Below are 25,897 nucleotides of genomic sequence, written 5' to 3'. Positions count from 1 at the left end.
AAAGGTACGCGCGAAGCCGCCGAGCACGCAGACAGCGTGGAACGCATTGGCGCATCGCCGCGTTGGTCAGGGAATACAAATCACATCGCAAAGGAGATCGATATGCCGATGAACAGCCTTAAAGACGTGTACCATGACCAACTCCAAGACCTGTACAGCGCGAACAAACAGTCGCTGGATGTGGTCGTCGCCCTAGGCCGTGCCGCCAAGGATAAAGAGCTTTCCGAAGCCCTGATCGCCGGATCGAACGGCATCAGCGACGGCATGGAAAAGATTGCCGAGATCTGCAACGCCCACGGTATTTCGCCCACTGGTGAACACTGCAAAGGGATGGAAGGGCTTGTGGCCGAGGCGAAGGCCCACGCGCTGGAAGAAGATTTCGGCGACGACGACGTACGCGACGCCATGATCATCACGCAGTACCAACGCATGGTGCATTACGCGCTGGCCGGATACGGCTGCCTTGTCGCCTTTGCCAACCGTCTGGGCAAAGACGAAGATGGTGCCATCCTGCAGGAATGTCTGGATCAGACCTATGACGGTGACCGCCGCATGACCGACATCGCGACAGGTGGCGTAAACAAAGCCGCAGCCTAAGTTTGCGGCAGTTGGGGCGTAGCCCCCAACCAATGTGCAAAAGCCCCGCTGGATCAGCGGGGCTTTTCTCATGTTAGCCTATTTCAACAAACCGTTACGCGGCTTCAGCTCGCCTCTGCCGCGGTCGCTTGGGGGAAGTAATCGACCCCCTCTTTCTCGGCGAGCTTGTGGATCTCTGCCATGATGCCTTCACGTGCATCGCAGGCGGCCTCCCACGAGGTGTTGGGGTCGGCACAAGGCACGAGGAACCAGACGTCCTTGCCCAGTACGTCCTGCCCCGCGACCCGCACGCATACGTCATCTCGATTGCCCACGTATTTCTCGTCCAGCGCGTCGATCACCTTGTCGAAAGCGTCGCGCAATGCATCCACATCTGCGGTGTGAGACAGTTTGATCTTGACGATGCGCAACATTTCCGGCTCCTGCATGGTCCAGTTCTTGAACGGGGTAGAGACGAATTCGGTCACCGGCACGACCAGCCGCGTGCCATCCCAGTCGCGCAACTGCACATAGGTGAAATGGATTCGCTCTACGTGGCATAGCGCGTCGTTGAACACGATACGGTCGCCGATCTTGGCTGACCCGTTCAAGGCGATCTGCAACGACGACATGATATTGCTTAAAATGCTGCGCGCGGCAAAGCCCAAGACAAGGGTGACCGCCCCAGCCGTCCCTAGCAATGTCAGCCCGAGGTTCTGGAACACATTGGTCTGCGACAGGAATATACCGCCGCCGACCAGCACGACAGCCACAACAAAAACCCGACGCGCCGCCGAGATCCGCGTTGCGGTGGTACGTTTGTGCACCTCTTCCTTGAGGGTCAGATCGGTTTCCTCGACCTGCGTCAGGTGATCCAGGATAACCTCGACGCAATTGACCACAAACCACAGCCCCGCCCCGATCAGCCCAAGCCATGCGGTCGGGACCAACACCGTCGTAAGCTCTGCCGAGAAAGAGAAAATCTTGGCCTCGACCACCATCACAAACAGGGTCGACACGCCCACGCAGGCGGGCCCGCGCACCGATCGGAATATCTGCCGCGCCAGCTGCGACGGTACACGCTCCGCGATCCACCCCGTCAGCAACCAGACCAGTCGCGCCACGTAAATCGCCAGCGCGATCAGCACCGGCAGGCCGATGAGTTCCCACAGCGCAAGATCAACGACCGTGTTTTCTGTCAGCACATCGGGCAGCATGGTTTCAAGCCGACCGGGCCCGTAACGGGTGTAGAGCCGCGGAATATTCTGTACCGTGTGGCGCGAGAACACCCAGACAGGGTCGCCCCCTTCGGGCTTGATCCGGTTCAGGCGGATGGACGCGGGGTAGTCGTCCATATCAAGCGTCCAGAGCAACAGCGATTTGCGCGGCGTGCCCGCCATCGCCTTGTCAGAGGTGGATGTCGCATCCAGCGCATCGGGCCGGTCCAGCAGGTTGTCCCAGTTGATCACAGTTTTCCGGCTGATCACGGTTTCAAGCTGTCGGATCAGCGATGTCCCCACGTCCTGCTGGCGATCCTGCTGGATATCGGACAGGTCAAGCAGATGCGCGGCACCGACCCAATCATCGCGGCGCACGGCCCGCACAAGGCTTTCCATCGTCGCACGGGGTGTTTCGCGGTCGATTTCTGGCGTGACCGCGGGCAGACCGCTGTTCAATGCCTCGACGCAATACCAGCGGGCGGTATCGCAGGCTTCCTCTTCCTCCTGCGCCGAAAGCGGTGCCGCAAAAATCAAAAGGGTGGCCATCAGACCCGCGAGGTATCGTAGTTTGCTCAAATCACTCTCCATTCCGGCGTCACGAAATCACGTGACATGTCGGGGTTGTGACTGAGCTAGCGCAGCTGCCGCATTCTACCAGTTTTGATCTGGGCAATTCGTGCCGCCAGGCGCACCTGACCGCAAGATCAGGCCCCCACCTGCCCTGTGGCTTCGTGCAACATCTTGGTTACATGGTTCGTGGCATAGGGCTTGGGCACAAAGGCAGCCCCGCTTGGCACGTCCGCTTCGTCAAGCTCGATCACGCCCGATCGGCTGTTCCCCGAGTTTCGCAAGGCGGCTGACACCAACGCAGAGGAGCTGGCACGGTGGGCAAGCCAACACTTAAACATCGAGATCGGGATTGATACAACGCCGGTGCGCAACGCAGATGGCCGGTTTGACTATCGGTTCCGCGACCGTGGCAAGATGTACACGCTGCCGGCGAGCAAGGTGTTTCACATGCGCGCCTTTGGCGGCGGTGATGGCCTCGGCCTCTCGGCGATCAAGCATGGGGTGCAAAGCTTCGGCTCCGCTTTGGCGGCCGATGAATCAGCGGGCACGATGTTTAAAAATGGCATGGTCGCCAGCGGTGTTTTGAAATCCGGTCAGGTGCTCGATGCAACGCAACGCGGGCAGCTTCAAAAGATGCTCGACAACTACACGTCGAGCGCCAAGGCCGGCAAGATTATGACGCTAGAGGCGGGTCTCGAATATCAGCCTTTGCAGATCAATCCCGAGGATGCGCAGCTTTTGGAAACGCGCCGCTTTCAAGTCGAGGATGTCTGTCGCTGGTTCGGCACGCCGCCGGTGGTGATCGGTCACGCGGGCCAAGGTCAAACAATGTGGGGATCGGGCGTCGAAGCGATCATGCTCGCCTGGCTTACGCTAGGGATCAATCCGCAACTGCGCCGCAACGAGGCGCGGATTGCAAAAGACCTGATCCCGCCGGGCAAGCGCGGCCGCTGGTATGTTGAATGGAACCGCGAGGCAATGCTGCAAATGGACAGCAAATCCAAAGGCGAGTTCCTAAGCAAAATGACGACTACCGGAATTATGAGCCGAGACGAGGGTCGCGACAAATTGAACCTGGCGTGCCGTGGTGGTGCTGCCGACGAATTGACGGCGCAAACAGCCCTCGCGCCGATCGACAAACTTTGAAGGATTCGCACCAATGAAAAAACGCAATTTGCCTTCCGCAAAAGTCTCTGCCCGGCCGGGCGTTTCGTCGGATATTTCGCCCCAAGCTTTACAGCGCTGGTGCCCCGAGGTGCGCTCGGCGCTCGATGGGGATCAGCCGACAATCTCGGTGCTAGATCCGATTGGCGCGGATATGTGGGGCGATGGGGTGACGGCAAAGCGGATCGGCGCAGCTCTGCGCGCGATCGGCTCGGTGCCGGTGACGGTGAACGTCAACAGCCCCGGCGGTGATTATTTCGAGGGGCTCGCGATCTACAACTTGCTGCGCGAGCATCCCGAGCCGGTAACGGTCAACATTCTGGGGATCGCGGCCTCGGCCGCTTCGGTGATTGCCATGGCCGGCGACGAGGTGCGCATCGCGCGCGCCGGGTTCTTGATGATCCATAACACATGGATTGGTGCTGCCGGCGATCGGCACGGGCTGCGCGAGGTTGCCGATTGGCTCGAGCCTTTCGACGCGACGGCCGTCGAGATCTACGCGGCGCGCACCGGCATCGCGACAGCGGATCTCGCAATGATGCTCGATCGCGAAACCTGGATTGGCGGGCAATCCGCGATCGACCAGGGCTTTGCCGACACATTGTTGCCGGCTGACATGCTCGACACCGCCGACGAGGCGGGCACCGCCTCGATGCGGGCCGAGCGCAAATTTGACCTGCTCGCGGCGCGCGCAGGTCTCACAAATTCTGCGCGGCGCGAGCTGCTGCAGGATCTCAAGACCGGCAAGCCAGGCGCTGCCGGAAACGACACGCCGGGCGCTGTCGATGTTGAGCAGGGGCTTTCGGAGCTGCTGCAATCGTTCAAATCCTTTGGAAAGGAAAACCCATGAAAAAGATGATGATGCCAGCCGTTTCGCTGGCCGCCCTGGCTGCAGCAACGGCCATGCCTTCGGCTGTTGTCGGCACGCCCCGCATGGAAGCGGCCGGCGGTGTCGAGGCGCTGCTGAAACAGGTGCAGCAAGAGCTGAACCGCGTCGGCGACGATGTGCGCCGCGCCGGTGAGGATGCGCTGAAACAGCAAACCAAAAACGGCGAAGTGACGGCCGAGGCGAAAAACACCGCCGATAAGGCGCTGAAGCAATACCACGAGCTCAACAGCGCCGTTAGCAATCTGACGGGTAAGCTCGAGGCGCTGGAATCGCGCAACGTGGATCTCGAGCAGCACTTTGCCGGACAAGGCCGGGGCGGTGCCGGCGCTGTTTCGGTCGGTCAAGAAATCGCGAATAGCGATGATCTGAAAAACTACATCGAGCGCGGTGCGCAGGGTGGTCTGACGCTGCGCCCGACCAACGCGATCACGACAGTCAGCGGTGCGACGGGTGGTTTGATCGTGCCTGATCAGGATCGACAAGTCACAAGCATGCCGATGCAGCGCCTGGCCGTGCGCGCCCTGTTGTCGCAAGCGACGACCGAAAGCGATCTGGTCAAATACGCGCGCCAAACGGTTCGCACGTCTGGCGCGGCTCCAACGGCCGAGGGCGGCACCATGCCCGAGCTGGTGGTCAAATGGTCGGCAGAAGAAGCGGCCGTGCGCAAGATTGCCGCGATCGTGCATGCCTCGGATGAAGCGCTCGCGGATGCCGGTCAGTTGCAAGCGTTGATCGACCAAGAGCTGCGCTATGATCTGGATCTTGAAGAAGAAGCGCAGATTATTGCGGGGGATGGATTGAATCAAAACCTCCTTGGACTGACATCGGTTGCCGCCTCTTTTGTAGCGCCTGGTGGCCTGCCAAACGAAACGCGCATTGATCGCTTGCGTTTGGGTCTGCTGCAAATCGCGCTGTCCAACAATGCGGCCGATGGTGTGACAATCAACCCCGTCGATTGGGCTGCGATCGAGCTGCTGAAAGACACCCAGGGCCGCTATATCTTCGGCAACCCGAATGAGCTGGCAACACCGCGGCTTTGGGGGTTGGATGTTGTTCCAACGCTGTCGCATTCGGTCGGCGAGTGGATGGTCGGCGCGTTCCGCATGGCGGCGACGATCTACGATCGCCAAGAGAATGAGATCCTGATCTCGAGCGAACACGGCACCAATTTTGTCGAGGGCATGAAAACCATTCGCGGCACCAAGCGCCTTGCTTTGGCGCATAAGCGCCCCGGTGCTTTGGTTACCGGCGACTTTACGTTCGCGCCATAAGTAGAGCGCCTTAACGGCGAGCAAACCAGGCTGCGGCAATGCGTGCCGCAGCCGATCGCAATCTTACCTTTAGGGGGTTCCCATGCTTTTGAAATTGAAGCGCACACAAAAGACCATGATCGGCCGGCTGCTGATGGGTGAAACTTATCGTTTCGATAAGAACAATCCGAAACAGACAGAGGTTGCGGCGAGCCTGCTCGATCGCAGCATGGCGGAACAATGCAATCAAATGAGGGCAAGCAAGATTAAGGCGCACGGATTTTGCACGGGTAAAGTGGGTAAAGAGGTGCGAAAACGGTGGAAAAGCCGCAAAAACAGCAACTTAGAACTTTTCAGAATTCTCTAAAAAAAAGCATTGCAGATCATAGGTTTGCACGGCATACACGTCAGCGGAGACGTGGCCGAGTGGTCGAAGGCGCTCCCCTGCTAAGGGAGTAGGCCCGGAAGGGTCTCGAGGGTTCGAATCCCTTCGTCTCCGCCACCTAACCTTTTGTAATTATGGCTTATTTTTGAGTGCATATATTAAATGAAGGCTCTGGCGTTTTGGGGTTAATTATAGCGATTGACCAATTGTTGCCCAGAAACTTTCGGCTTTAGCTAAAGGGTTGCACTACAAAGAAAAGATAAAGGGCGGATACTCGGTCTTACGTATCAAGTCCACAAAGGTTCGGCGGGGTACAAGTAACTATTAGGGCTCCACGGCGGCCACTTTACGCGCCATGGTTGCGGTCATGAGAATCTTTTTCACAATATATTCAGCAGTACTCGCGCTTAGGTTTATCGGCGCAGTTTATTTTTTCTTTCTGTCTGTCACTACAGCGCCAGAGGATACTTCTGAGCTTTTTGCTGAAGGCCGTGAAATAATGGAATGGCTCAACAACAACCTGGTTTTAGATTTGACACTGCTTGTTATCGGTCTTGCCGGCCTTTGTTTAGCATATGGCTGGGGCAATTGGAAATTAGCGATCCACAGGTATTTTGCACGGCAAATGCTTGAAAGGCTAGCGACGGATAGCCAAGCGAGTATCCGAGGATATTGCCAATACCATATCACAGGAGCGCGCCCGCCGAGACGCGGGCATGGCGTTTGACTTTGAGCGCAGGACGCAAGGTGGTCAATTTTTACGCGATACTTTTAGCCAGGACCAAAGGTATCTTGCGAAGCACATGATGGAGTCCGCTTCTATCATTAGGAGGCTTGATGAGGTCGGGTATTGGCGACCAAGTGAATTTCACCATGAAATTGGTATAGCAGGCGCGACAGGCTTTGCAGCTGAGGCGACATGTAAAGAACTGTATACCGCATCAGATAGGATAGCATTAGACCTAAAAGACGATATCATATCTCTATTGAGCCAACCTCAATTGCCTGAAGAGACAGCGAAAGGAAAGCGGCGCTTAACTTGCCATGCGATGGGTTGCCACGCACTTTTGGCTCCCGGTCATGGATTAATTTCACAATCTGTGCATTAGCCACGCGTTACCGCGTCAATTCGGCTTTAGGAAGTTGGCCGCCAATGCGCACTCGGCGGTTGCACCTGATAACGATGCGTAGGCTTTGCCGTCCGTCGTGGTCTGCCCCAACGTCAGCTCGTGCTGTGGGCGGCGCTGTCGAGTCCCAGTCGAGTTCATTTCGATCGATTTAGCGGCCTCACCGCAGCAATTCGTCATCTTCTTCAGTCACGGAACATGAGATACTTATCCCGCTATCGCTTGCACAGGAGAAAAAGAACTTGGCGCTTCTACACATGACAGACAGATTCGAGAACCTTCAGTCGATATGCGCGTATGGGGTGCTGTTTACCTATAACCCGCTCGAAGCTGCCGACACTCTGTTCGGCTCGAAGGAGCAAGCGGTAGCGTCGTTCGCACCAGACGGCATGATCTGCCTGACTGAGCTGCCATACTGCGACACACGTGATCTATTTGGGTCCAGTTATGGTGTAACCGCCCACACACAAGCATTGCTGGCCTGACACCAGCAGAATATGCTAACCGGTCACGAGAGGACCAAAACCTGAACCAAGCCAACCTAAATCAGCGGACTCAATGGCGAGCAGGTCAGCGGTAATAGATGAACCTTAGGCTGCGCTGCAATCTCTTGCGCGGTCTTGTCACCGCACGGCACCTCAAACGCTACTGTAGCTTTGAACTTGTCTGAAAACCTGCGTCTCGTCGTCATTTGTGTATTAAGTTTTCAAAGTTGGATACATCCTAGCACGCCGTCCAATTTCGCCGGACCGCTTCAATGTGTACTCACTTTCCGACTTCACACAGCGCATAGAACTATGGGGGCCATTGAAGATCGAGCCACCTAGCCAAAACCGCTTTCGCAGGCGTGCGGGGTGTGTCGACGTTTAGATGTGCGCAAATCGGGCTTTCAACAGGGCTTCGCTATACTCGCTTTGGGCCGTACTGTCATAGACCAGGCCGCCACCGACGTTGGGCTTTGCCCGACCCTGAGCGTCACACATCAAGGTGCGGATAGCGACGTTGAATTCCATGGAACCGTCGGGGGCGATCCAGCCGATTGTACCACAATAGGCGTCTCTGGCCGACGTCTTCAGGTTCGAAAGTATCTCCATTGCTCGTATTTTCGGCGCACCGGTAATCGAACCACACGGGAAGACTGCGGTCAGGATATCAGTCAGCGTGGCGTCGGGCTTGATGGTGGCCGTTACCTCCGAGATCACCTGATGCACGGTCGCGTAGCTTTCGATTTCGAACAACGTTGGCACCCGTACACTGCCAATCTGAGAAATACGCGCAAAGTCGTTTCTAAGAAAGTCGGTAATCATCAGGTTCTCGGCCTGGTTCTTCTCGGAATGGCTTAACCATGCCTTAAGCGCCTCATCTTCTGTCGCATTCGCAACACGTTTGATTGTCCCCTTCATGGGTCGGGTGCGCAGCTGCCCGTCGACCTATAGGGAAAAGAACAGTTCAGGCGATCGACACAATAGCTTTGCACCGCCAAGATCCACGAAAGCACCGAAAGGAACGGGCTGTTTTTGCTTTAGCCGCTCGTAAAGGCGCACAAGACAGCCTTTGTATGCTGCCGCCATGGGAAACGTCAGCTTGGCCTGATATATGTCGCCGCTCTGCAAAAATCCCCTCATGATATCAAAGGCTTGCTTGTAGGTCTGGAAGTCCCACTCGGGCTTGAACGCTGCAAGATGGTAATCGCCTTTGAACGCGGGCGCGGGCGGCACATGGACTTGCTCAAAGATCCCGAACCGAAGCAGCGGTTCCTTGCGGCCCATCGGTAGCTTATCGAGTAACTTGGGGACCAATGCATACCCCAGTTCATATGATGCGGTGCCTGCCAGCCAGTTCCCACGCGTATGACAGGCTTCGATTTCACGCAGGGCATCGCCGACATCTTCAGGGTGCCAGGCTTCGATGATTTGCTAAGGTTGATAGAAAAAGAAACCTTCCCCAAGCGGCCCTCTGTCAAAGAGGATCGACCGCGTTTGCGGGGTCACTGTCATCTAGAAATCGGCCGCGATGCGCATGTCGCGCAAGGGCCGCACAAGGTCGATGCAATCCTGATAAATCTGATGGGCCCGATACGCCTTTAATGCGGCATCGTCTTCGAATTCCGCATAAACGATAACATCAACGTCGTTGGCAAAGCGGTCTTCGTTGCGGTTACGCGATACCTCAAAGTGCTTGACGGACGGAATAGCGGACAACATGGAAAGACCGTCGACGATTTGATCAATATCTCGAGGGTCTTTGGCGCTGAAAAATACAACGTGACGAATGATCGCGCTGTTGGATTTCTGGTCTGACATTTATAATTTCCCTACAAGATGAAACATTCTGGATGCGATGAACGCCGCGCGCACGTGCTAGCCCCTTAAGCCGAGAACACGATCTGGCACAGAGATCCACGTCGTTTCATATCGATTGATCACACGACCAGTTTGGGTCTAACGCCACAGGATAAACGGGCCCGCTAGATGTCGGGCCCGCTGGATTGGATCAGGTGTTGAACAGGAAGTGCAGCACGTCGCCGTCTTTGACGGTGTAGCTTTTGCCCTCGGCGCGCATCTTGCCGGCTTCCTTGGCGGGGCCTTCACCGCCCAAGGCCACGAAATCGTCATAGGCGATGGTTTCGGCGCGGATGAAGCCTTTTTCAAAATCACCGTGAATCACGCCTGCTGCTTTCGGCGCAGAGGTGCCAGCCTTGATCGTCCAGGCGCGGGCCTCTTTCGGGCCGACGGTGAAGTATGTCTCAAGGTGCAGCAGCTCGTAGCCCGCGCGGATCAACCGATCAAGCCCGGCTTCCTCTAGCCCCATCTCGTCCAGGAACATGCTAGCCTCTTCGGGCTCCAGCTGGCTGATTTCTTCCTCGATCTGGGCAGAGATCACGACATGGCTATTGCCCTGCGCCGCGGCCATTTCCGCGACTTTGGCAGAAAGGGCATTGCCCTCGGCCGCTTCGGATTCACCGACGTTGCAGACATAAAGCACCGGCTTGGTCGTCAGCAATTGCAGCATGCGCCAGGCTTTTGCGTCATCCGCGTCAACCTCGACGGTGCGCGCGGGTTTGCCGTTTTCGATGGCTTCTTGCGCGGCGGCCAACAGGCGGTCCTGCTGCGCTGCGTCTTTATCGTTGCCCTTGATCTTGCGGACCAGACCGGCACGGCGTTTTTCGATGCTTTCCAGATCGGCAAGCATCAGTTCTGTATCGATGGTCTCGGCGTCTGCCACGGGGTCCACGCGCCCTTCGACGTGGGTCACATCGCCGTCTTCGAAGCAGCGCAGCACATGGGCGATCGCGTCCGTCTCGCGGATATTGGCCAGGAACTGGTTGCCTAGGCCTTCCCCTTTGGACGCGCCTTTGACCAAGCCTGCGATATCCACAAAGGTCATCCGCGTCGGGATAATCTGCTTGGAGCCCGCAATCGCGGCGAGTTTATCAAGGCGCGAATCCGGCACCGCGACTTCACCGACGTTCGGTTCGATTGTGCAGAACGGAAAATTGGCCGCCTGCGCTGCCGCTGTTTTGGTCAGCGCGTTGAAGAGGGTCGACTTGCCGACATTCGGCAGACCCACGATTCCCATCTTAAAGCCCATGACAAGCATCCTTTATAAGTTGGCGTTGTCCTAGGGTTTTGGCCGCCTTTGCGCAAGTCTTAGCGCAGGCGTCGGTCCTCGTGCGTCTGGTAAATCAGGATCCATGCGAGCACGATGAACATCGGATGGGTCAACCCGCCCGAAAAGATCACGGCCGGAATCCAGATCAGGAAGACGATAATCGCCGTGAAGATCCGTCCTGTCAGCAGGATGGAAAGCGGCGGCAACAGCAGGGCGAGTACATAATTCATGCGGTAAATGTAGGCGCAGGCGGCGGGATTTAAAGGACTATGTGATGCACACCTGCATAAATACAGTGCCTTTGGCCCCTGTTTTTCGGAAAATCGCCCGAGCCCACCGGCGGAGTTGGATTGATTTCCCGTGATATATTCGGCATTGCAGCAGGGTAACGTAAAAAGGCCGCCCTCATGACACGTATCGACGCCAAATTCGCTGACCTCAAATCCCAAGGCAAGAAAGCCTTTGTCGCCTATGTGATGGCAGGCGATCCCGACTTTGACACGTCGCTCGAGGTGGTGCGCGGCCTGCCTGGCGCGGGCGTCGATATTATTGAACTGGGGCTGCCGTTTACCGATCCGATGGCCGATGGCTCTGCCATTCAGCTGGCGGGACAGCGCGCGCTGGAAGGCGGGATGACGCTGGACAAGACGCTGGCGCTTGCCGCGGCGTTCCGCGAACAGGATGACACGACCCCGATCGTGCTGATGGGCTATTACAACCCGATCTATTCCAAAGGCGTGGATACATTCCTTGAGGCGGCCAAGAAGGCCGGCGTGGACGGGCTGATCGTCGTGGACCTGCCACCGGAAGAAGACGCGGAGCTGTGCCTGCCCGCGCAAGCCGCCGGTATGAACTTTATCCGCCTTGCGACCCCTACGACCGATGACAAACGCCTGCCGCGGGTTGTGCAGAACACCTCGGGCTTTGTGTATTACGTGTCGATCACCGGCATCACCGGCTCTGCCGAAGCGGATGCGGGCGATGTCGCCCCCGAGGTTGAGCGCATCCAGAACGCCAGCGGCCTGCCCGTGATTGTCGGGTTCGGTGTGAACACCCCCGCCAAGGCCGAAGCCATTGCAAGCGTTGCTGATGGCGTTGTTGTCGGCTCTGCCATCGTGTCGAAAATCGCGGATGGGCTGCCTGTCGAAGACGTGCTGAGCTTTGTCAAAACCCTGTCGGATGGTGCGCATCGGGCCTAAGCGCCCGGCTCGACGCCCGATGTCGTGGCGTAAAGCAATTGATTTCAACGGGCCGTATTGGTTAGATCATCTGACCAATACATAGGAACTTGCCACCATGCCCGTGATCACCACCATCGACGACCTCAAGCGCCTGCATGAACGCCGCGTGCCGCGGATGTTCTATGACTACGCGGAATCGGGCAGCTGGACAGAGCAGACCTTTCGCGAGAACACGACCGATTTTGAACAGATCCGCCTGCGCCAGCGCGTCGCCGTGGATATGAGCGGGCGCAGCACCAAGACGCAGATGATCGGGCAGGATGTGGCGATGCCTGTGGCGCTTGCCCCTGTCGGGCTGACCGGCATGCAGCACGCCGACGGAGAGATCAAAGCCGCCCGCGCCGCCGAAGCCTTTGGCGTGCCCTTCACCCTGTCGACCATGTCCATCAATTCGATCGAGGATGTGGCAGAGGCGACGACGAAACCCTTCTGGTTCCAGCTTTATACCATGCGCGACGAAGACTATGTCGCGCGGCTGATCCAGCGCGCCAAGGATGCGAAATGCTCGGCCCTTGTCATCACGCTTGATCTGCAAATCCTCGGCCAGCGCCACAAGGATCTGAAGAACGGCCTGTCCGCCCCGCCCAAGCTGACCGCCAAAACGCTCGCCAATCTGGCAACCAAATGGAGCTGGGGCATCGGCATGATGGGGGCCAAGCGGCGCAGCTTTGGCAATATCGTGGGCCATGTGCACGGCGTCGACGACACAGCCAACCTCGGCGCATGGACGGCAGAGCAATTCGACCCCACCCTCGACTGGGGCAAGATCGCCAAGCTGAAAGAGCAATGGGGCGGCAAGGTCATCCTCAAGGGTATTCTTGACGCCGACGATGCGCGGATGGCGCTGAAAGTCGGGGCGGATGCGATCATCGTCAGCAACCACGGCGGGCGCCAGCTGGACGGGGCGATCAGCTCTATCCGGGCGCTGCCGTCGATCCTGGAGGCCGTGGGCGACCAGATCGAAGTCCATCTGGACAGTGGAATCAGGTCCGGTCAGGACGTGCTCAAGGCGATGGCGATGGGGGCCAAAGGCACCTATATCGGGCGCGCCTTCATCTACGGGCTTGGTGCGATGGGTCAGGCCGGGGTTACCTCGGCGCTGGAGGTCATCCACAAGGAGCTCGACCTGTCCATGGCGCTTTGTGGTGAAACCTCTGTCGCGGGTTTGGGCAAGCATAACCTGCTTATTCCAAAAGGTTTTGAAGGCGACTGGCAGCCCTGAGCCTGCGCCTTCTTCGCATGATACACCCGTCTTGGCTGATATGTCAGGGCGGGCGGAAACCCTGCGCGCACCCCCTGCCCCACCCCGCATAGGTCGCAAACCAAGGCCAACTTGCGCAAAAGCGGCGTTTTAGTCTTTCCCAAACGCCCAAACCCGTCTATACGCGCGGCTTCACGCGGACATACAGCCTTGGAGGATGTCCGCCCTAAACATATTGGAGATTACAATGGCTGGAGAGATTCCTGATCTTGAAGCTTTCGAACGCACGGGGACAGGCAAGGGCGCCGCTCGTCAGGCACGCCGCGACGGCATGGTTCCTGGTATCGTATTCGGTGGTGACCTTGATCCGCTGCCGATCAACCTGGACTTTAACAAGCTGCTGACCAAACTGCGCGCAGGCCGCTTCAAGGCTACCCTGTTCAACCTCAAGGTTGAAGGCCAAGAAGACGTCCGCGTCATCTGCCGCGACGTTCAGCGTCACGTTGTTAAAGACCTGCCAACGCACGTGGACCTGATGCGTTTGAAGCGCACCACTAAAATCAACCTCTTCATCCAGGTTGAAGTCGAAGGCGAAGAAGTCAGCCCCGGCCTGAAAAAAGGTGGCGTTCTGACGCTGGTACGTCCCGAAGTTGAACTGGTTGTGACCGCAGGCGATATCCCTGATCACATCACAATCGACGTTTCCGAGCTGGAAATCGGCGACAGCCTCACCATCTCGAGCGTGAAGCTGCCAAACGGCACCAAGCCGGTCATCGACCGTGACTTCGTGATCGCGCAGATTTCCGCACCTTCCGGTCTGGCCAGCCAGGACGATGATGAAGACGAAGATGTTGCAGCAGACGAAGTGCCCGCAACAGAAGTCAAAGAAGACTGATACTGATATATCCGTCGCGCCTGCGGGCGCGGATGGGTCGAGACGGGGTCGCCATGGGCGGCCCCGTTTTTCGTTGGGGCGTTATTTCGTTTGGCCCCGCGGTCTGCTATCCTTGGTCAAACAAACGTTTTTATCCACTTGAAGGGGTCCGCATGAAACTGATCGTAGGGCTTGGCAATCCGGGTGCCAAATACGCGGGCAACCGGCATAACATCGGCTTTATGGCGCTGGACCGCATCGCGCAGGATCACGGCTTTGCAGGATGGAAGACCAAGCACAACGGGCTAACGGTCGAAGGGCGTTTTGGCGCGGACCGCGTGGTCTTGCTCAAGCCCGAGACATTCATGAACAACTCTGGTCAGTCGGTGCAATCGGCCATGCGGTTTCACAAGCTTGAACCGGCAGATGTGATCGTTCTGCACGACGAAATCGACCTCGCCCCCGGCAAGGTCAAATGCAAGACCGGCGGCGGGCATGCGGGGCACAATGGCTTGCGGTCGATCCATGCGCATATCGGTCCCGACTATGACCGTGTGCGCCTTGGCGTAGGCCATCCGGGGCATAAGGACGCCGTACCTGGCTATGTCCTGCGCGACTTTGCCAAGGCAGAGCAGGAGTGGCTGGACGACGTATTGCGCGGGATCAGCGACGGTGCCGCGGACCTGGCGCGCGGCGATACGGCCAAGTTCATGAACGCCGTGGCCTTGCGTGTTGCCCCGCCACGATCCGGCACGGGCACCAAGAAACCCGCGGGCACTGCGGCCAACGCTCAAGCCGCTGCGCCAAAGCCCGCGCAGCCGGCCCCAACGCAGCCCAAGGCAGAGCCTGCCTCCCAGATCGACGATCGTAGCGCCATGCAAAAGCTGCTGGACCGGTTCAAGTGACACTGCAAGCCGCCTTTGAAGAGCAAGCCGGGCATTGCATCGCACTCGGATCTCCCTTCATGGGGCAGTTGATGGGCGTGCTGGCGCGGGACTGGCCCGCCGACACAGCCCTTGGCCGTAAATTTGCGGCGATCGAAGGGGATATCGGCCCGTCGGGCGCGTCCCTTCCCCTGCGCATCGCGGGCGGGCTGCATGCGCTGGTGCTGAAACGCAAAGCGCCTGCGCTGATGGCCGTTTACCCCCCGCACAAGGCGAGCGACCAAGCCCTGTCAGAGGCCGTGCGCGAAGCGATCACCACGCATGAAGCCTTCTTGCTTGATTGGACCGACAGCGCGCCGCAAACGAACGAGGTCCGCCGCTCTGCCGCGTTGATCGCGGGGGCCCGCGTCGCGGCGCAGCATTTCAACCTGCCGATCCGCCTGTCCGAACTCGGGGCCAGCGGTGGGCTCAACCTGATGTGGGACCACTTCGTGCTCGAGATCGAGGGGCATCGCTTCGGGTCGAACATGTCCACGATCCTGATGTCGCCTGACTGGACCGGCAAACTGCCACCGGCGATCAACCCGCAGGTCGAAAAACGTCGCGGCGTTGATCTGAACCCGCTGGACCCGACGCGGCCCGACCACCTGTTGCGGCTGATGTCCTATATCTGGGCGGACCAACCCGAACGCCTGACACTGACGCGGACCGCGGCCTCTGTCATGACGGCGCAGGTGCAACGCGGCGATGCGATTGACTGGCTGGCCCGCACCCTGCCCCAATCCCCCGAAGGGTGCCTGCACCTGATCCAGCACACCGTCGCGTGGCAGTATTTCCCCAAAGCGGCACAGGCCCGTGGCAAGGCGTTGATCGAGGCAGCTGGCAAACGCGCCACGCGCAACCGCCCGCTGGCATGGCTGTCGATGGAGCAGGACGGATCGGGCCTCAAGGGGGCCGCGCTGACGCTCAGGCTCTGGCCCGGTGACATCACCATGCCCTTGGCGCGGGTCGATTTCCACGGTCGCTGGATCGATTGGACCTACACCGGCTGACGCCAAGTTTATCTGGCACCACCGCAGCCTTCGTGCTTGGGTATCTCCGCATATCAGGGAGGATTTCATGCGCACATTCGGGAAATGGCTGGGCCGTATTTTACTGGCTCTGGTGGTGGCTGTGGTCGTTGTCGGCCTGTGGAAGCGCGAAGAGATCACGCGGCTGCTGGCGGTGAACTCGCTCTTTGCCGAAGACAAGATCGTGCATAACTTCAGCCACATGGACGAGGCCTTCCTGTCCAAACCCCTGTCGCGCGGTGATGGCCCCACGGCAGAGCTGTCTTATGGACCCGAATACGCTCCCCCGGCCCCGGTCAACGAGTGGATCAAGGCGCGGGATGTGACGGCATTGGTTGTGCTGAAAGATGGTCAGATTGTCTATGAGAACTACTTTAAAGGCACCCAGCCCGATGATCTGCGGATCAGCTGGTCTGTCGCCAAAAGCTACCTTTCCGCGCTTGTGGGTATCCTGCTGGACCAAGGGGCGATTGCATCGCTTGACGACCCCGTCACGACCTACGCGCCCAAGCTGAAAGGCACCGCCTATGACGGGGCGACGCTGCGCAACGTGCTTAACATGGCCAGCGGGGTTACCTTTGACGAAGATTACCTCGACCCGGATTCCGACATCAACAAGATGGGCCGCGCCCTCGCCCTTGGCGGAGAGTTGGACGATTTCACCGCAAGCCTGAAAGATACTTTCACCACGCCCGGCAGCCAATGGCAGTATGTGTCGATCGACACCCATGTCATCGGCATGGTCGTTCGGGGGGCAACAGGCCAGTCCGTCACCGATCTTTTGTCGGAAAAGATCATCACCCCCATGGGGCTGGAGCATGCGCCCTATTACGTGACTGACGGCGCGGGTGTCGCCTTTGTCTTGGGCGGGTTGAACCTGACGACCCGCGATTACGCCCGCATGGGGCAGATGTTCCTGCAAAACGGTCGCTACAACGGTCAGCAGATTGTACCCGCGGACTGGGTCGCCGCCTCTACCGCGCCATCGGCCCCGACGGCAGAGGGGCAGATCGGCTATGGCTATCAGTGGTGGATTCCCCAAGGTGCGACAGAGGGTGAATTCATGGCCCGCGGTGTGTATGGTCAGTATATCTACATCAACCGCGCTGACGGGGTGGTGATCGCGACCAATGCCGCCGACCGCAAGTTCCGCGAGGCCGGGGTCAGCGATCAGAACATCGCCATCTTCCGCCAGATCAGCGCAGCCTTGGGGGGCACATGACACCTGACGAAAGCATCAATATCCTTGGCGGCCCGCTGGCCGTCTGTGGCAGCGATCCCGTCACGGGCTTTTTCCGCGACGGGTCGTGCAACACCTGTGCCGCCGATCAGGGCAGCCACACGGTCTGCGCGATCATGACGGCCGAGTTTCTGGCCTATTCCAAATATGTCGGCAACGACCTCAGCACACCGCGCCCCGAATTCGGCTTTGCCGGACTGTCGGCGGGCGATCCGTGGTGTCTTTGTGCGGGGCGTTTCTTGCAAGCGGCGGACGAGGGCTGCGCGCCAAAGGTGCATCTTGAGGCAACCCATCAGCGCGCGTTGGATATCGTGCCGCTGAACGTCCTGCAGGCCCATGCCCTGCGCCCGAACGGCGGGGCAGACTGATGCTGCGCCTGACTGCTGCCCTGACTACTGCCTTGACCGCAGTGCTCTGCGCCGCCCCAGCCATCGCCCAAAACGCCCTGCGCCCGCAAGAGCAGCTTCGCCTCGACCGGTTCGAGGCCACGGCGGGCGATGCCCTGCTGCAAGCGTTCCAAAGCGGCAGCGCGGATGACCTGGCCGCCCTGTCGCGCGCCTTGTCCGGCACGCCGCAGGTTGCCTTTGACGAGGGGCTGGCAGGCGATTGGTCCTGCCGCACGATGAAACTGGGCGGCCTGCCCGCGCTGGTGGTCTATAGCCCGTTCAGATGCCGCCTGACCTTTCAGGGCAACGGGTATCTGTTTGAAAAGCTCAGCGGGTCGCAGCGCACCACGGGGGTCATCACGCTGCGAGACGGGCGCGCGGTCTATGCTGGCGTCGGCTATGTCGCCGGAGAGGTGCCGCCCGCTTACGACGCCCTGCCACCCGGTTTTGCCGGAGATGGCACCCTGCAACCCGATGTCGCGGTGTTCGAACGTGTCAGCAACCAGCGGGCGCGGCTGATGTTTCCCGCGCCGGTGGTCGAAAGCGACTTTGATATCCTAGAGCTGACCCGATAGGGCCAGCGCCAAAAGAAAAGGGGGCGATGCGCCGCCCCCGTCGTGATCGTCAGTGTCTAAGCTTTCGTCTGATCCTCAGACCTTCATGTCAAAACCAAGCGCCTTGGCGACGGTGAAGATGTCTTTGTCGCCGCGCCCACACATGTTCATGCAGATGATGTGATCCTTGGGCAGCTCTGGTGCGATCTTCATCACATGCGCCAGCGCGTGGCTGGGTTCGAGCGCGGGAATGATCCCTTCAAGCGCGCAGCTCAGCTGGAACGCCTCAAGCGCTTCTTTATCGGTGATCGACACATATTGCGCGCGGCCAATGTCGTGCAGCCAGGAATGTTCAGGCCCGATACCGGGGTAATCCAGACCGGCCGAGATAGAGAACCCTTCGAGGATCTGACCGTCGTCGTCCTGCAACAGATAGGTACGGTTACCGTGGAGCACGCCGGGGCGGCCACCGGTCAGTGACGCGCAATGCTCCATCTTTTCGTTCACGCCCTTGCCGCCGGCTTCGACGCCGATGATATTGACGTCCTTGTCATCTAGGAACGGATAGAACAGCCCCATCGCGTTCGACCCGCCACCGATCGCGGCGATCAACGTGTCGGGCAGACGGCCTTCGGCGGCGTCCATCTGTTCGCGCACTTCCTTGCCGATGATCGCCTGAAAGTCGCGGACCATCGCCGGATAGGGGTGCGGCCCTGCGACCGTGCCGATGCAATAGAATGTGTCGCGCACATTGGTGACCCAATCGCGCAACGCGTCGTTCATCGCGTCTTTCAGCGTCCCACGGCCCGAGGTGACGGGGATCACTTCGGCACCCAGCAGACGCATGCGGAAGACGTTGGGGGCCTGACGTTCAACATCATGCGCGCCCATATAGACAACGCATTGCAGACCGAACTTGGCACAGACGGTGGCCGTGGCCACACCGTGCTGGCCCGCACCGGTTTCCGCGATGATCCGTTTCTTGCCCATGCGCCGCGCCAGAATGATCTGGCCCAGCACGTTGTTGATCTTATGCGCGCCGGTGTGGTTCAGCTCGTCGCGCTTCATGTAAACCTTGGCACCGCCCAGATGTTCGGTCAGACGCTCTGCGAAATACAGCGGGCTGGGGCGACCGACATAGTGGGTCCACAGGTCGTCCATCTCGGCCCAAAAGCTGTCGTCCGTCTTGGCCTTTTCATATTCCGCTTCCAGTTCGAGGATCAGCGGCATCAGGGTTTCCGACACAAACCGCCCCCCGAAATCGCCAAAGCGGCCATTCTCGTCAGGTCCGGTCATGAAAGAGTTGAAAAGATCATTGTCCATGGAGGTGCTCCTTGCGCTTGGCGACCAGCCTTAACGCCCCCGCCGCGACAGGTAAAGACGGGGCGGGGGCGGCGAAGGGCCCGTACCGCCCCTCGCCCGTAAAACGCCACGGAAAATTGCAGTTTTCCAAACTGAGCTGTTGGAAACACACCGCCCGCGTGGCGCGCCGCTAGTCAAAGAGCTTGAACAGCCCGCGCCGCAGCTCGTCCTCTACCTTTTGTTTCACCGCATCCTCGACCGATTGCCCGTCCTGCCGCGATACGCCCAGTTCCTCCTCCAGCTTTTCGTTCAGCTTTTGGCGGGCCTGTTCCTTTTCCTTGGCAAAGTTCATGTCCAGCGCCGCCTGCAAATCCGGCTTGATCTGCGGTGCGGCCCACGGCCCGAAGATGCGCACCGGAATGGCCAGCCCCCGATCGCCGTTCACCCGCAGTGCCTTGGGCGTGACGGTATAATCAAGCGTTTGCGCCCCCAGCCCCACCTGCCCTGTGCCCGTGGCGGTAAAGTTCGGCAGCTGCATCAGCAGGTCGTCGTTGCGCAGCACGCCTTGATCCATGTCGAATGTCGCGGCAAGGGAATCGAAGACCGTCGTGCCACCCTCGACGTCGAAATTGCCCATCAGCGCATCAAGGTCGATCCCCTCGATATGACCACGCCCGACATTCACCGCGCCCGATCCGCTAAGCGACCGCATGATCGCGTCCAGCGATGCGCCGGACCCGAGGAAAGATACCTCTGCATCGCCCGTACCGTGGAACCGGCCCAGCCCTGCGGTCTGTTGCAGCAAAGGCTGCATGGCGATGGAGGTCGCGTTCAGCGCCCCGCCCACCGACAGGCCGTTGCGGTTGTTGACCACGAATTCGCCACTGATCACACCGGCATAGGCCCTGATCTCGCGCAGTTCAGCGACCAGACGCGATCGGTCGTTGCGCAGCAATACGCGCGTCGCGCCCAAGCTTAGCGTGCCCAGATCAATGCTATCTGCCCGCAGTGCCACCTCGCCGTTGAAGGCGGAAAGCGCGGACGCATCAATCGTTGCTTTCGACCACCCTGTCGGGGACGCTGGCGCGGGGGTGCTGGACGCGGGCGCGGTGCCACTGGGGGCGCTGCCCGCAAAGCCGGTCAGGTCCAGCGCGCCGACGTTGATCTGCGCGTTCACATCGGGCGTGCCGTTCAGCGTGATATCCGCCGCACCGGTCAGGGCGTTCCCGCCCAGATCGGCCACCACCTCGCGCAGGGCCAAGCGCCGGTCGGGCGTCAGGGTCAGATCAAGGTTGATATCCGCAGTCTTTCCCAAGCCCTGCGGCAGTGCGATGTCACCCACCCCGAGCGCTGCCAGAAAACGCCCCGTGTCCGACGTCTTGAGCCAGAGATCCCCTGCGACAGCGCCGGTCAGCCCCGCCCGTCCGGTCAGCGAGACGCCGCCGCCTTTGGTGTCCACACGGGCACGCAGCGGGCGGATATCGCCGTTCAGGAATTGGTCAAACCGGTTGATCGTCGCCTCGATCGACACGCGATCGGCCGCGGGGCGCAGGGCGGCCTTGATCACCGCATCGCCCGCCCGTTCGGGCCAGTCGAGCGACAGGTCCACACCGTCAAATCGCACCAGATCGCTGCCCTCGGCATCATAGATCAACGTGGCGTCGGTGATATTGAGCCGCTGGATCGTCAGCGGGCGCGGGCTACGCGCTGGCGCGGTCGGAGCGGTCTCGATGGCTGCCTCGCCGCCGCCGTCGCTGAACTGCCAGCTGGCGCGCCCGTCGCGGCGCTGCTCCAGCCGGATGGTGGGGCTTTGGGCTTCAATGTTGGTGATCTTGATCTCGCCCCGGATCAGCGCCATCGCATCAACCCCGATGGCGGCATTGGCGGCCGAGAGCATCGCCCCATCCTTGGCCCAATCGGCATTCCCGACTTCTAGCCCGCCTGCGGTCACCCCCAGCACCGGCCAGAAGGTCAGCCCCACATCGCCCGTGATCGTGACCTCGCGCCCTGTCAGGTTGCGCAGCTGGTCCGCCGCGATTCGCGCAATACGGTCGGCGGGCAGCAAGAACAGCGACCCCACCGCGACCACCAAAATCAGCAGCAGTATGCCAATTGCCCGAATAATCCACTTCATCGCCCGTCTCCTTGCCTGATGCGGGGCCTTTCCCAGACCCTTTGCATGGCTTATAGCGCAGTTCATGAGCACAAACCCACCAAATCTACGCCCCGATCTTGCGCCAAAGGCCCAGATCAGCAATCCGTCCCGCCCCGGCCAGCCGACCATCGGCATGGTATCGCTGGGCTGCCCCAAGGCGCTGGTCGACAGCGAACGGATTTTGACGCGCCTGCGCGCCGAAGGCTACGGCGTGTCGCCGGACTACGCCGGGGCGGATGCGGTGATTGTGAACACCTGCGGGTTCCTTGATTCCGCCAAGGCCGAAAGCCTTGACGCGATTGGCGAGGCGCTGAACGAAAATGGCAAGGTGATCGTGACCGGCTGCCTCGGGGCCGAGCCGGATTATATCCGCGAACATCACCCGCGTATTCTGGCCGTCACCGGCCCGCACCAATATGAGCAGGTGCTGGACGCGGTGCATGGGGCCGTGCCGCCTTCGCCCGATCCGTTTATCGATCTGCTGCCCGCGCAGGCCGTCAGCCTGACGCCGCGCCACTACAGCTATCTGAAGATCTCGGAGGGCTGTAACCACAAGTGCAAGTTCTGCATCATCCCCGACATGCGCGGCCGCCTGCAATCGCGCCCTGCCCATGCGATCCTGCGCGAGGCTGAAAAGCTGGTGCAGAACGGCGTGAACGAACTGCTGGTGATCTCGCAGGATACCTCGGCCTACGGCGTCGATATCAAACATGCCGAAGACCGTGGCCACCGCGCGCATATCACCGATCTGGCCCGTGATCTGGGGTCGCTCGGGGCGTGGGTACGGCTGCATTACGTCTACCCCTACCCCCATGTGCGCAACCTGATCCCGCTGATGGCCGAAGGTCTGGTACTGCCCTATCTGGATATTCCTTTCCAGCATGCACATCCCGACGTGCTGAAACGCATGGCCCGCCCTGCGGCGGCGGCAAAGACGCTGGATGAAATCGCCGCGTGGCGTGACACCTGCCCCGACATCACCCTGCGGTCGACATTCATCGTCGGCTACCCCGGCGAGACAGAGGCGGAGTTCCAGACTCTGCTGGATTGGCTCGACGAGGCGCAGCTGGACCGGGTGGGCTGTTTTCAGTACGAAAACGTTGACGGGGCGCGGTCAAATGCGCTCCCCGATCACGTGCCGGACGAGGTCAAACAAGACCGCTGGAACCGCTTTATGGAGAAGGCGCAGGCCATCTCGGCCGCCAAGCTGGAAGCCAAAGTGGGTCGCCGCATGGATGTGATCATCGACGAGATCGACGACGAGGCCGCCACCTGCCGCACGAAGGCAGACGCGCCAGAGATCGACGGCAACCTGTTCATCGACGAAGGCTTTGAAAACCTGAGCGTGGGCCAGATCGTGACCGTCGAAGTCGAAGAAGCCGGCGAATACGATCTTTGGGGGCGCGTGGTCTAGGCCACCACCCTCCCCCCTCTCAACCGTGGAACAATCCGAGCGCCCTGGCGTTCCTATTCGCGCAGGCAGGTCCGATTGCAGGCGCAGCCCATGTTGTGGAAATTGCAAATCCGCACCCTACATATAGACACGTGATGGCGTATCAGAGGTGAAACCCTTGAAAATGCGCACGCGATGTTCTATATATGTTCTAACCAGAACAAGGGGGCCTACACAATGTCCTACCAACCGCAGTTTCCTGGCATGTTCGATCCCGACAACGGGGCCGTACCTGCCCATGCAGAAGTTTCAGCCCGCGACGCGCGCGCCGCTTTGCCGCCGACGGAGAAGCAGATGCACTATGCTACCTCGCTTAGCCTCAAGACCGGCGCGCCTGTGCCAAAACGGGCGTTGACCGACCGCGCCGCGCTGTCTGAATGGATCGACGCCCATAAGCCCAAGCCGGTGGATGGGCCGTTTTCGCAGTATCCGTCGTCAAAGCAGGTCGCTTTTGCCGAACGCATCGCCCGTCTGAAGCGCCGCGATATCCCGCAGGAATGTTTCCGCGACAAGACGATGATGTCGCGCTGGATCGACGGCAATAAACCCCGTTGATCCGGACGCGCGCCACGCGTCGGCACAACCTCCTATACGAATGGATAGGCCGAGATACCAAAGCGCCATCAATTAGACGAAATCTGACATGGGAATGTTGCAAACGGGTGCTAGATTTGACCTATGGCTTATCCGCACCCAACCGCTGACACTCTCGCCGATGGCACGATCCACGTGTTGGGTCTGGGATTTGCGATACCGGCAACAATCTTGCTGACGACCTATGCTGCAAGCCAGGGGGAGCAGCTTACACCGACGCTGGTTTATGCGGCCTGCTTTGTCCTGTCGCTTCTGGCGTCGGCAATTTACCACCTTTTGCCGTTTGATCGTACCCGTGCCCTGCTGGGGCGGATTGACCATGCGGCGATCTACTTCAAGATCGCGGGCACCTACACACCGTTTGTTGTGCTCATCGGAACGGGGTTCGCCTATGGCATCCTCGCCGTGGTCTGGGCGCTGGCCATTATCGGCGCGGTCGCCAAACTGTCTTTCTGGAGCACGGAGTCTAAAGCGTCGCTGTATCTCTATCTTGGCATGGGGTGGCTGTCTGTGCTGCTGGTCTGGCCGATGTGGCAAAGCCTGCCCACCACGGCGCTGACGCTGATCGGCATCGGCGGATTGATCTATACGCTGGGGACGATCGTCTTTGCACACCCCGGCATGCGCTTTCAGAATGCGATCTGGCACAGCTTTGTGCTTGCCGCCTCTATCTGCTTTTTCGCCGCCATCTCTATCAGCTTGTAAGCCCGTGTCAGGCCGCGTCCAGATAGGCGCGCGCGCAGGATTGCACGTGGCGGAACCGGTCGCCGCCCAAATGTTTCCCGCCATACCAGCGCGTGACCACGATCAAGTGATCCTCCAGCCCCTCACGCTCTAGCATCCGGATAATCACCATCCCCGCACCGGATTCCCCATCATCGCCTTTCAGCGGGCCGCCGTCTGACAGCAGCACCGCCCAGGTGTTGTGGGTTGCCTTGGCATAAGATTTATCGCGCTTGAGCTCTTTCAGCGCTGCATCCACGGCGGCGCGATCGGACGCGGGGCAGCCTGAGACGGCATATTTGGACCCGCGGTCCGACAGTATCTGGCCAAGCTGCTTCATGCGGTCCCGTTACAGCCCCGCCGCGGTCCGCCGTACGGTATCCAGACGCGATGCATTGGGCGGGTGCGTGCCCAGGAAACGGTCACCCGGGTCAGGAATACGGGTAAAGAATTCGGCCCCCCGCAGCGGGTTATACCCTGCGCGTGCGGTGATAATGGTGCCCAAGGCGTCTGCCTCAAGCTCGAAGTCCTTGGAATAGGTCCGCGCGCCCACCTGAGCCCCAAGACGCTGTGCCGATTCGACCGCTGTGGCATCGCCCCCGCTCAGCGTGGCGAGACCGGCAAAGATCACCGCGCCGGCGACCGCGTTCTGCTGTTGGCGCGCGATATGCCCTTCGATGTGGTGGGCAGCCTCGTGACCCATGACAAAGGCAAGCTCGTCCTCGTTCCGCGCATCCGCGATCAGGGCGAGCGTGAAGGCGATGACCGGACGCCCGGCCTTATCCTCGGTTTGGTAGGCGTTGGCGGGCTGGCCGGGGCGGTCATCGACCACGATGTTGAAATCGCAATTCACCTGCGAGGTCCGCACGCGACATTCCCGTTCGGCGACAGGTTCGACCGTTTGCAACACGCGGATAAAGCTGCGGGCGGATTCATTGGCGGAAAAACTAGCGGGTTGCCCTTGCTCGGGTTGGGTGGAGACAGGCCCCGACATGGTCGTCGGTTCGCAGGCAGCCATAAATGCCGCAGCAGCCAGAGCAAGACAGTATCTCAACATCACGTAACGCATCCTCAAAAGGGCAACGAATAGATCTGCCACCGTTTTAACGCGGCGGCGCGGATTTGAACAGACGGCGCAGTGCTGCCCTTGCATTGGACCACCGAAAGAATACTGTGCCTTCATGTTTACGATTGAACACGAATTCGATGCGAGTGTGATCACTCTGATCGACGAAGGCAAAGCACCCTTGCGTGAAGATGTGACGGTGCAGGCCTTTGCCAGCGTTATCACATTCGAGCAATGGGACCCGCGCACCAACTCTGTCTGCAAGATCAGCCTCTCGCCCGAGCAGCTGCACGATCTGACAGCCGCGCTGAACCTGCCCGAGGGCATCTACCGCACCGCGCCCAAGCGGTAACCAAAGGAC

The 25,897-nt window shown here is 59.8% G+C and carries 27 protein-coding genes, 1 tRNA gene and 1 pseudogene; 20 read left to right on the top strand and 9 right to left on the bottom strand.

From position 1 onward, the window contains the following. Positions 1-102: 102 nt before the first annotated feature. Positions 103-597 carry a ferritin-like domain-containing protein gene (locus tag ACNQ62_RS15540; protein WP_005852015.1) on the top strand — a complete coding sequence of 165 codons (495 nt, stop codon included), beginning with the start codon at positions 103-105 and terminating at the stop codon, positions 595-597. A gap of 104 nt (positions 598-701) precedes the next feature. On the opposite strand, the gene ACNQ62_RS15535 is transcribed toward ACNQ62_RS15540, so the two are convergent. Beyond that, entirely contained in the window at positions 702-2,372 is a 1,671-nt protein-coding gene (locus ACNQ62_RS15535) for a mechanosensitive ion channel family protein (RefSeq protein WP_235208508.1), read from the bottom strand. Between the two features lie 192 nt (positions 2,373-2,564). On the opposite strand from ACNQ62_RS15535, the gene ACNQ62_RS15530 reads away from it, so the two are divergent. The 7 genes from ACNQ62_RS15530 (at position 2,565) to ACNQ62_RS15500 (ending at position 7,163) form a co-directional block, all read left to right on the top strand. Continuing rightward, positions 2,565-3,512 carry a phage portal protein gene (locus tag ACNQ62_RS15530; RefSeq protein ID WP_418095224.1) on the top strand — a complete coding sequence of 316 codons (948 nt, stop codon included), beginning with the start codon at positions 2,565-2,567 and terminating at the stop codon, positions 3,510-3,512. A 13-nt stretch (positions 3,513-3,525) separates the two neighbouring features. Further along, positions 3,526-4,380, top strand: coding sequence for a head maturation protease, ClpP-related (locus tag ACNQ62_RS15525; protein ID WP_418095223.1), 855 nt, complete (start codon positions 3,526-3,528; stop codon positions 4,378-4,380). Then, on the top strand, positions 4,377-5,690 hold the full coding sequence (locus ACNQ62_RS15520) for a phage major capsid protein (protein WP_418095222.1): 1,314 nt from the start codon (positions 4,377-4,379) through the stop codon (positions 5,688-5,690). Before ACNQ62_RS15525 ends, ACNQ62_RS15520 begins: the two co-directional genes overlap by 4 nt. 82 nt (positions 5,691-5,772) lie before the next feature. Continuing rightward, positions 5,773-6,036, top strand: coding sequence for a hypothetical protein (locus tag ACNQ62_RS15515; protein ID WP_418095221.1), 264 nt, complete (start codon positions 5,773-5,775; stop codon positions 6,034-6,036). A gap of 45 nt (positions 6,037-6,081) precedes the next feature. Further along, a tRNA-Ser gene (locus ACNQ62_RS15510) sits at positions 6,082-6,171 on the top strand. Positions 6,172-6,421: 250 nt separating this feature from the next. After that, positions 6,422-6,781, top strand: coding sequence for a hypothetical protein (locus ACNQ62_RS15505; RefSeq protein ID WP_418095220.1), 360 nt, complete (start codon positions 6,422-6,424; stop codon positions 6,779-6,781). Continuing rightward, complete coding sequence (locus ACNQ62_RS15500; protein ID WP_418095219.1) at positions 6,771-7,163, top strand: hypothetical protein; 393 nt, start codon at positions 6,771-6,773, stop codon at positions 7,161-7,163. The genes ACNQ62_RS15505 and ACNQ62_RS15500 overlap by 11 nt, the downstream gene beginning before the upstream one ends. Positions 7,164-8,047: 884 nt before the next feature. On the opposite strand, the pseudogene pabB reads toward ACNQ62_RS15500, so the two are convergent. The 4 genes and pseudogenes from pabB to ACNQ62_RS15480 form a co-directional block, all read right to left on the bottom strand. Then, positions 8,048-8,950: pseudogene (gene pabB, locus ACNQ62_RS15495) on the bottom strand (aminodeoxychorismate synthase component I). Positions 8,951-9,178: 228 nt separating this feature from the next. Further along, positions 9,179-9,484 carry a Dabb family protein gene (locus tag ACNQ62_RS15490; RefSeq protein WP_289080507.1) on the bottom strand — a complete coding sequence of 102 codons (306 nt, stop codon included), beginning with the start codon at positions 9,482-9,484 and terminating at the stop codon, positions 9,179-9,181. Between the two features lie 190 nt (positions 9,485-9,674). Further along, positions 9,675-10,772 (bottom strand): redox-regulated ATPase YchF, encoded by a 1,098-nt coding sequence (ychF, locus tag ACNQ62_RS15485; protein WP_005851601.1) that lies wholly within the window; start codon positions 10,770-10,772, stop codon positions 9,675-9,677. A gap of 59 nt (positions 10,773-10,831) precedes the next feature. Next, the gene (locus ACNQ62_RS15480; RefSeq protein ID WP_005851599.1) at positions 10,832-11,023 is read right to left on the bottom strand and encodes a hypothetical protein; all 192 of its coding nucleotides are present in this window, start codon (positions 11,021-11,023) and stop codon (positions 10,832-10,834) included. 177 nt (positions 11,024-11,200) lie between these two features. Between ACNQ62_RS15480 and trpA the strand changes: the two genes are divergently transcribed. The 8 genes from trpA (at position 11,201) to ACNQ62_RS15440 (ending at position 18,264) form a co-directional block, all read left to right on the top strand. Further along, positions 11,201-11,992 carry a tryptophan synthase subunit alpha gene (trpA, locus tag ACNQ62_RS15475; RefSeq protein WP_005851597.1) on the top strand — a complete coding sequence of 264 codons (792 nt, stop codon included), beginning with the start codon at positions 11,201-11,203 and terminating at the stop codon, positions 11,990-11,992. A 97-nt stretch (positions 11,993-12,089) separates the two neighbouring features. Further along, positions 12,090-13,256, top strand: coding sequence for an alpha-hydroxy acid oxidase (locus ACNQ62_RS15470; RefSeq protein WP_009826077.1), 1,167 nt, complete (start codon positions 12,090-12,092; stop codon positions 13,254-13,256). A gap of 226 nt (positions 13,257-13,482) precedes the next feature. Then, positions 13,483-14,130, top strand: a complete 648-nt coding sequence (locus ACNQ62_RS15465; RefSeq protein ID WP_005851594.1) for a 50S ribosomal protein L25/general stress protein Ctc — start codon at positions 13,483-13,485, stop codon at positions 14,128-14,130. Positions 14,131-14,282: 152 nt separating this feature from the next. Further along, positions 14,283-15,014 carry an aminoacyl-tRNA hydrolase gene (gene pth / locus ACNQ62_RS15460; protein ID WP_418095218.1) on the top strand — a complete coding sequence of 244 codons (732 nt, stop codon included), beginning with the start codon at positions 14,283-14,285 and terminating at the stop codon, positions 15,012-15,014. After that, entirely contained in the window at positions 15,011-16,045 is a 1,035-nt protein-coding gene (locus ACNQ62_RS15455) for a DUF2332 domain-containing protein (RefSeq protein WP_418095217.1), read from the top strand. The genes pth and ACNQ62_RS15455 overlap by 4 nt, the downstream gene beginning before the upstream one ends. A 67-nt stretch (positions 16,046-16,112) precedes the next feature. Then, complete coding sequence (locus ACNQ62_RS15450; protein WP_418095216.1) at positions 16,113-17,285, top strand: serine hydrolase domain-containing protein; 1,173 nt, start codon at positions 16,113-16,115, stop codon at positions 17,283-17,285. Continuing rightward, entirely contained in the window at positions 17,282-17,671 is a 390-nt protein-coding gene (locus ACNQ62_RS15445; protein ID WP_306285492.1) for a DUF2237 family protein, read from the top strand. Before ACNQ62_RS15450 ends, ACNQ62_RS15445 begins: the two co-directional genes overlap by 4 nt. After that, positions 17,671-18,264 (top strand): DUF4893 domain-containing protein, encoded by a 594-nt coding sequence (locus ACNQ62_RS15440; RefSeq protein ID WP_418095215.1) that lies wholly within the window; start codon positions 17,671-17,673, stop codon positions 18,262-18,264. Before ACNQ62_RS15445 ends, ACNQ62_RS15440 begins: the two co-directional genes overlap by 1 nt. A 75-nt stretch (positions 18,265-18,339) precedes the next feature. Here the strand turns inward: ACNQ62_RS15440 and trpB are convergent, their stop codons facing one another. Then, positions 18,340-19,566, bottom strand: a complete 1,227-nt coding sequence (trpB, locus tag ACNQ62_RS15435) for a tryptophan synthase subunit beta (RefSeq protein ID WP_418095214.1) — start codon at positions 19,564-19,566, stop codon at positions 18,340-18,342. 169 nt (positions 19,567-19,735) lie between these two features. Further along, positions 19,736-21,679, bottom strand: coding sequence for an AsmA family protein (locus ACNQ62_RS15430; protein WP_418095213.1), 1,944 nt, complete (start codon positions 21,677-21,679; stop codon positions 19,736-19,738). Between the two features lie 64 nt (positions 21,680-21,743). On the opposite strand from ACNQ62_RS15430, the gene rimO reads away from it, so the two are divergent. The 3 genes from rimO (at position 21,744) to trhA (ending at position 24,452) form a co-directional block, all read left to right on the top strand. Beyond that, positions 21,744-23,114: a 30S ribosomal protein S12 methylthiotransferase RimO gene (gene rimO / locus ACNQ62_RS15425; protein ID WP_037943285.1), complete on the top strand. Its 1,371-nt coding sequence runs from the start codon at positions 21,744-21,746 to the stop codon at positions 23,112-23,114. 216 nt (positions 23,115-23,330) lie between these two features. After that, positions 23,331-23,708, top strand: a complete 378-nt coding sequence (locus ACNQ62_RS15420) for a hypothetical protein (RefSeq protein ID WP_418095212.1) — start codon at positions 23,331-23,333, stop codon at positions 23,706-23,708. Between the two features lie 123 nt (positions 23,709-23,831). Further along, positions 23,832-24,452, top strand: a complete 621-nt coding sequence (trhA, locus tag ACNQ62_RS15415; RefSeq protein WP_009826068.1) for a PAQR family membrane homeostasis protein TrhA — start codon at positions 23,832-23,834, stop codon at positions 24,450-24,452. A 7-nt stretch (positions 24,453-24,459) separates the two neighbouring features. Here trhA and ACNQ62_RS15410 read toward each other — a convergent pair whose 3' ends face one another. Together ACNQ62_RS15410 and ACNQ62_RS15405 are read right to left on the bottom strand one after the other, a co-directional pair. Then, positions 24,460-24,810 carry a YigZ family protein gene (locus ACNQ62_RS15410; RefSeq protein WP_418095211.1) on the bottom strand — a complete coding sequence of 117 codons (351 nt, stop codon included), beginning with the start codon at positions 24,808-24,810 and terminating at the stop codon, positions 24,460-24,462. A gap of 9 nt (positions 24,811-24,819) precedes the next feature. Continuing rightward, positions 24,820-25,527: a M48 family metallopeptidase gene (locus ACNQ62_RS15405; RefSeq protein WP_005851568.1), complete on the bottom strand. Its 708-nt coding sequence runs from the start codon at positions 25,525-25,527 to the stop codon at positions 24,820-24,822. A 124-nt stretch (positions 25,528-25,651) separates the two neighbouring features. Here ACNQ62_RS15405 and ACNQ62_RS15400 point away from each other — a divergent pair, with 124 nt between their 5' ends. Beyond that, a complete protein-coding gene (locus ACNQ62_RS15400; protein WP_005851566.1) occupies positions 25,652-25,888 on the top strand; it encodes a hypothetical protein in 237 nt (78 codons plus the stop codon). Positions 25,889-25,897 lie beyond the last annotated feature (9 nt).

Source organism: Sulfitobacter sp. SBS6, from assembly GCF_048285585.1.
GTDB classification, from domain to species: domain Bacteria; phylum Pseudomonadota; class Alphaproteobacteria; order Rhodobacterales; family Rhodobacteraceae; genus Sulfitobacter; species Sulfitobacter pontiacus.
The sequence above is the reverse complement of the archived record's forward strand: the minus strand, read 5'-3'. Positions and strand labels throughout refer to the sequence as shown.

What these genes read in the sequence shown, in the direction of transcription:
- ACNQ62_RS15525 (WP_418095223.1), top strand. Translation starts at nt 3,526, where the DNA reads ATGAAAAAACGCAATTTGCCTTCCGCAAAAGTCTCTGCCCGGCCGGGC.
- ACNQ62_RS15420 (WP_418095212.1), top strand. Translation starts at nt 23,331, where the DNA reads ATGTCCTACCAACCGCAGTTTCCTGGCATGTTCGATCCCGACAACGGG.
- ACNQ62_RS15410 (WP_418095211.1), bottom strand. Translation starts at nt 24,810, where the DNA reads ATGAAGCAGCTTGGCCAGATACTGTCGGACCGCGGGTCCAAATATGCC.
- ACNQ62_RS15470 (WP_009826077.1), top strand. Translation starts at nt 12,090, where the DNA reads ATGCCCGTGATCACCACCATCGACGACCTCAAGCGCCTGCATGAACGC.
- ACNQ62_RS15500 (WP_418095219.1), top strand. Translation starts at nt 6,771, where the DNA reads ATGGCGTTTGACTTTGAGCGCAGGACGCAAGGTGGTCAATTTTTACGC.
- ACNQ62_RS15445 (WP_306285492.1), top strand. Translation starts at nt 17,282, where the DNA reads ATGACACCTGACGAAAGCATCAATATCCTTGGCGGCCCGCTGGCCGTC.
- ychF (WP_005851601.1), bottom strand. Translation starts at nt 10,772, where the DNA reads ATGGGCTTTAAGATGGGAATCGTGGGTCTGCCGAATGTCGGCAAGTCG.
- ACNQ62_RS15465 (WP_005851594.1), top strand. Translation starts at nt 13,483, where the DNA reads ATGGCTGGAGAGATTCCTGATCTTGAAGCTTTCGAACGCACGGGGACA.
- ACNQ62_RS15405 (WP_005851568.1), bottom strand. Translation starts at nt 25,527, where the DNA reads ATGTTGAGATACTGTCTTGCTCTGGCTGCTGCGGCATTTATGGCTGCC.
- ACNQ62_RS15400 (WP_005851566.1), top strand. Translation starts at nt 25,652, where the DNA reads ATGTTTACGATTGAACACGAATTCGATGCGAGTGTGATCACTCTGATC.
- ACNQ62_RS15480 (WP_005851599.1), bottom strand. Translation starts at nt 11,023, where the DNA reads ATGAATTATGTACTCGCCCTGCTGTTGCCGCCGCTTTCCATCCTGCTG.
- ACNQ62_RS15490 (WP_289080507.1), bottom strand. Translation starts at nt 9,484, where the DNA reads ATGTCAGACCAGAAATCCAACAGCGCGATCATTCGTCACGTTGTATTT.
- trhA (WP_009826068.1), top strand. Translation starts at nt 23,832, where the DNA reads ATGGCTTATCCGCACCCAACCGCTGACACTCTCGCCGATGGCACGATC.
- ACNQ62_RS15520 (WP_418095222.1), top strand. Translation starts at nt 4,377, where the DNA reads ATGAAAAAGATGATGATGCCAGCCGTTTCGCTGGCCGCCCTGGCTGCA.
- trpA (WP_005851597.1), top strand. Translation starts at nt 11,201, where the DNA reads ATGACACGTATCGACGCCAAATTCGCTGACCTCAAATCCCAAGGCAAG.
- ACNQ62_RS15450 (WP_418095216.1), top strand. Translation starts at nt 16,113, where the DNA reads ATGCGCACATTCGGGAAATGGCTGGGCCGTATTTTACTGGCTCTGGTG.
- ACNQ62_RS15505 (WP_418095220.1), top strand. Translation starts at nt 6,422, where the DNA reads ATGAGAATCTTTTTCACAATATATTCAGCAGTACTCGCGCTTAGGTTT.
- trpB (WP_418095214.1), bottom strand. Translation starts at nt 19,566, where the DNA reads ATGGACAATGATCTTTTCAACTCTTTCATGACCGGACCTGACGAGAAT.
- ACNQ62_RS15430 (WP_418095213.1), bottom strand. Translation starts at nt 21,679, where the DNA reads ATGAAGTGGATTATTCGGGCAATTGGCATACTGCTGCTGATTTTGGTG.
- ACNQ62_RS15515 (WP_418095221.1), top strand. Translation starts at nt 5,773, where the DNA reads ATGCTTTTGAAATTGAAGCGCACACAAAAGACCATGATCGGCCGGCTG.
- ACNQ62_RS15440 (WP_418095215.1), top strand. Translation starts at nt 17,671, where the DNA reads ATGCTGCGCCTGACTGCTGCCCTGACTACTGCCTTGACCGCAGTGCTC.
- ACNQ62_RS15540 (WP_005852015.1), top strand. Translation starts at nt 103, where the DNA reads ATGCCGATGAACAGCCTTAAAGACGTGTACCATGACCAACTCCAAGAC.
- pth (WP_418095218.1), top strand. Translation starts at nt 14,283, where the DNA reads ATGAAACTGATCGTAGGGCTTGGCAATCCGGGTGCCAAATACGCGGGC.
- rimO (WP_037943285.1), top strand. Translation starts at nt 21,744, where the DNA reads ATGAGCACAAACCCACCAAATCTACGCCCCGATCTTGCGCCAAAGGCC.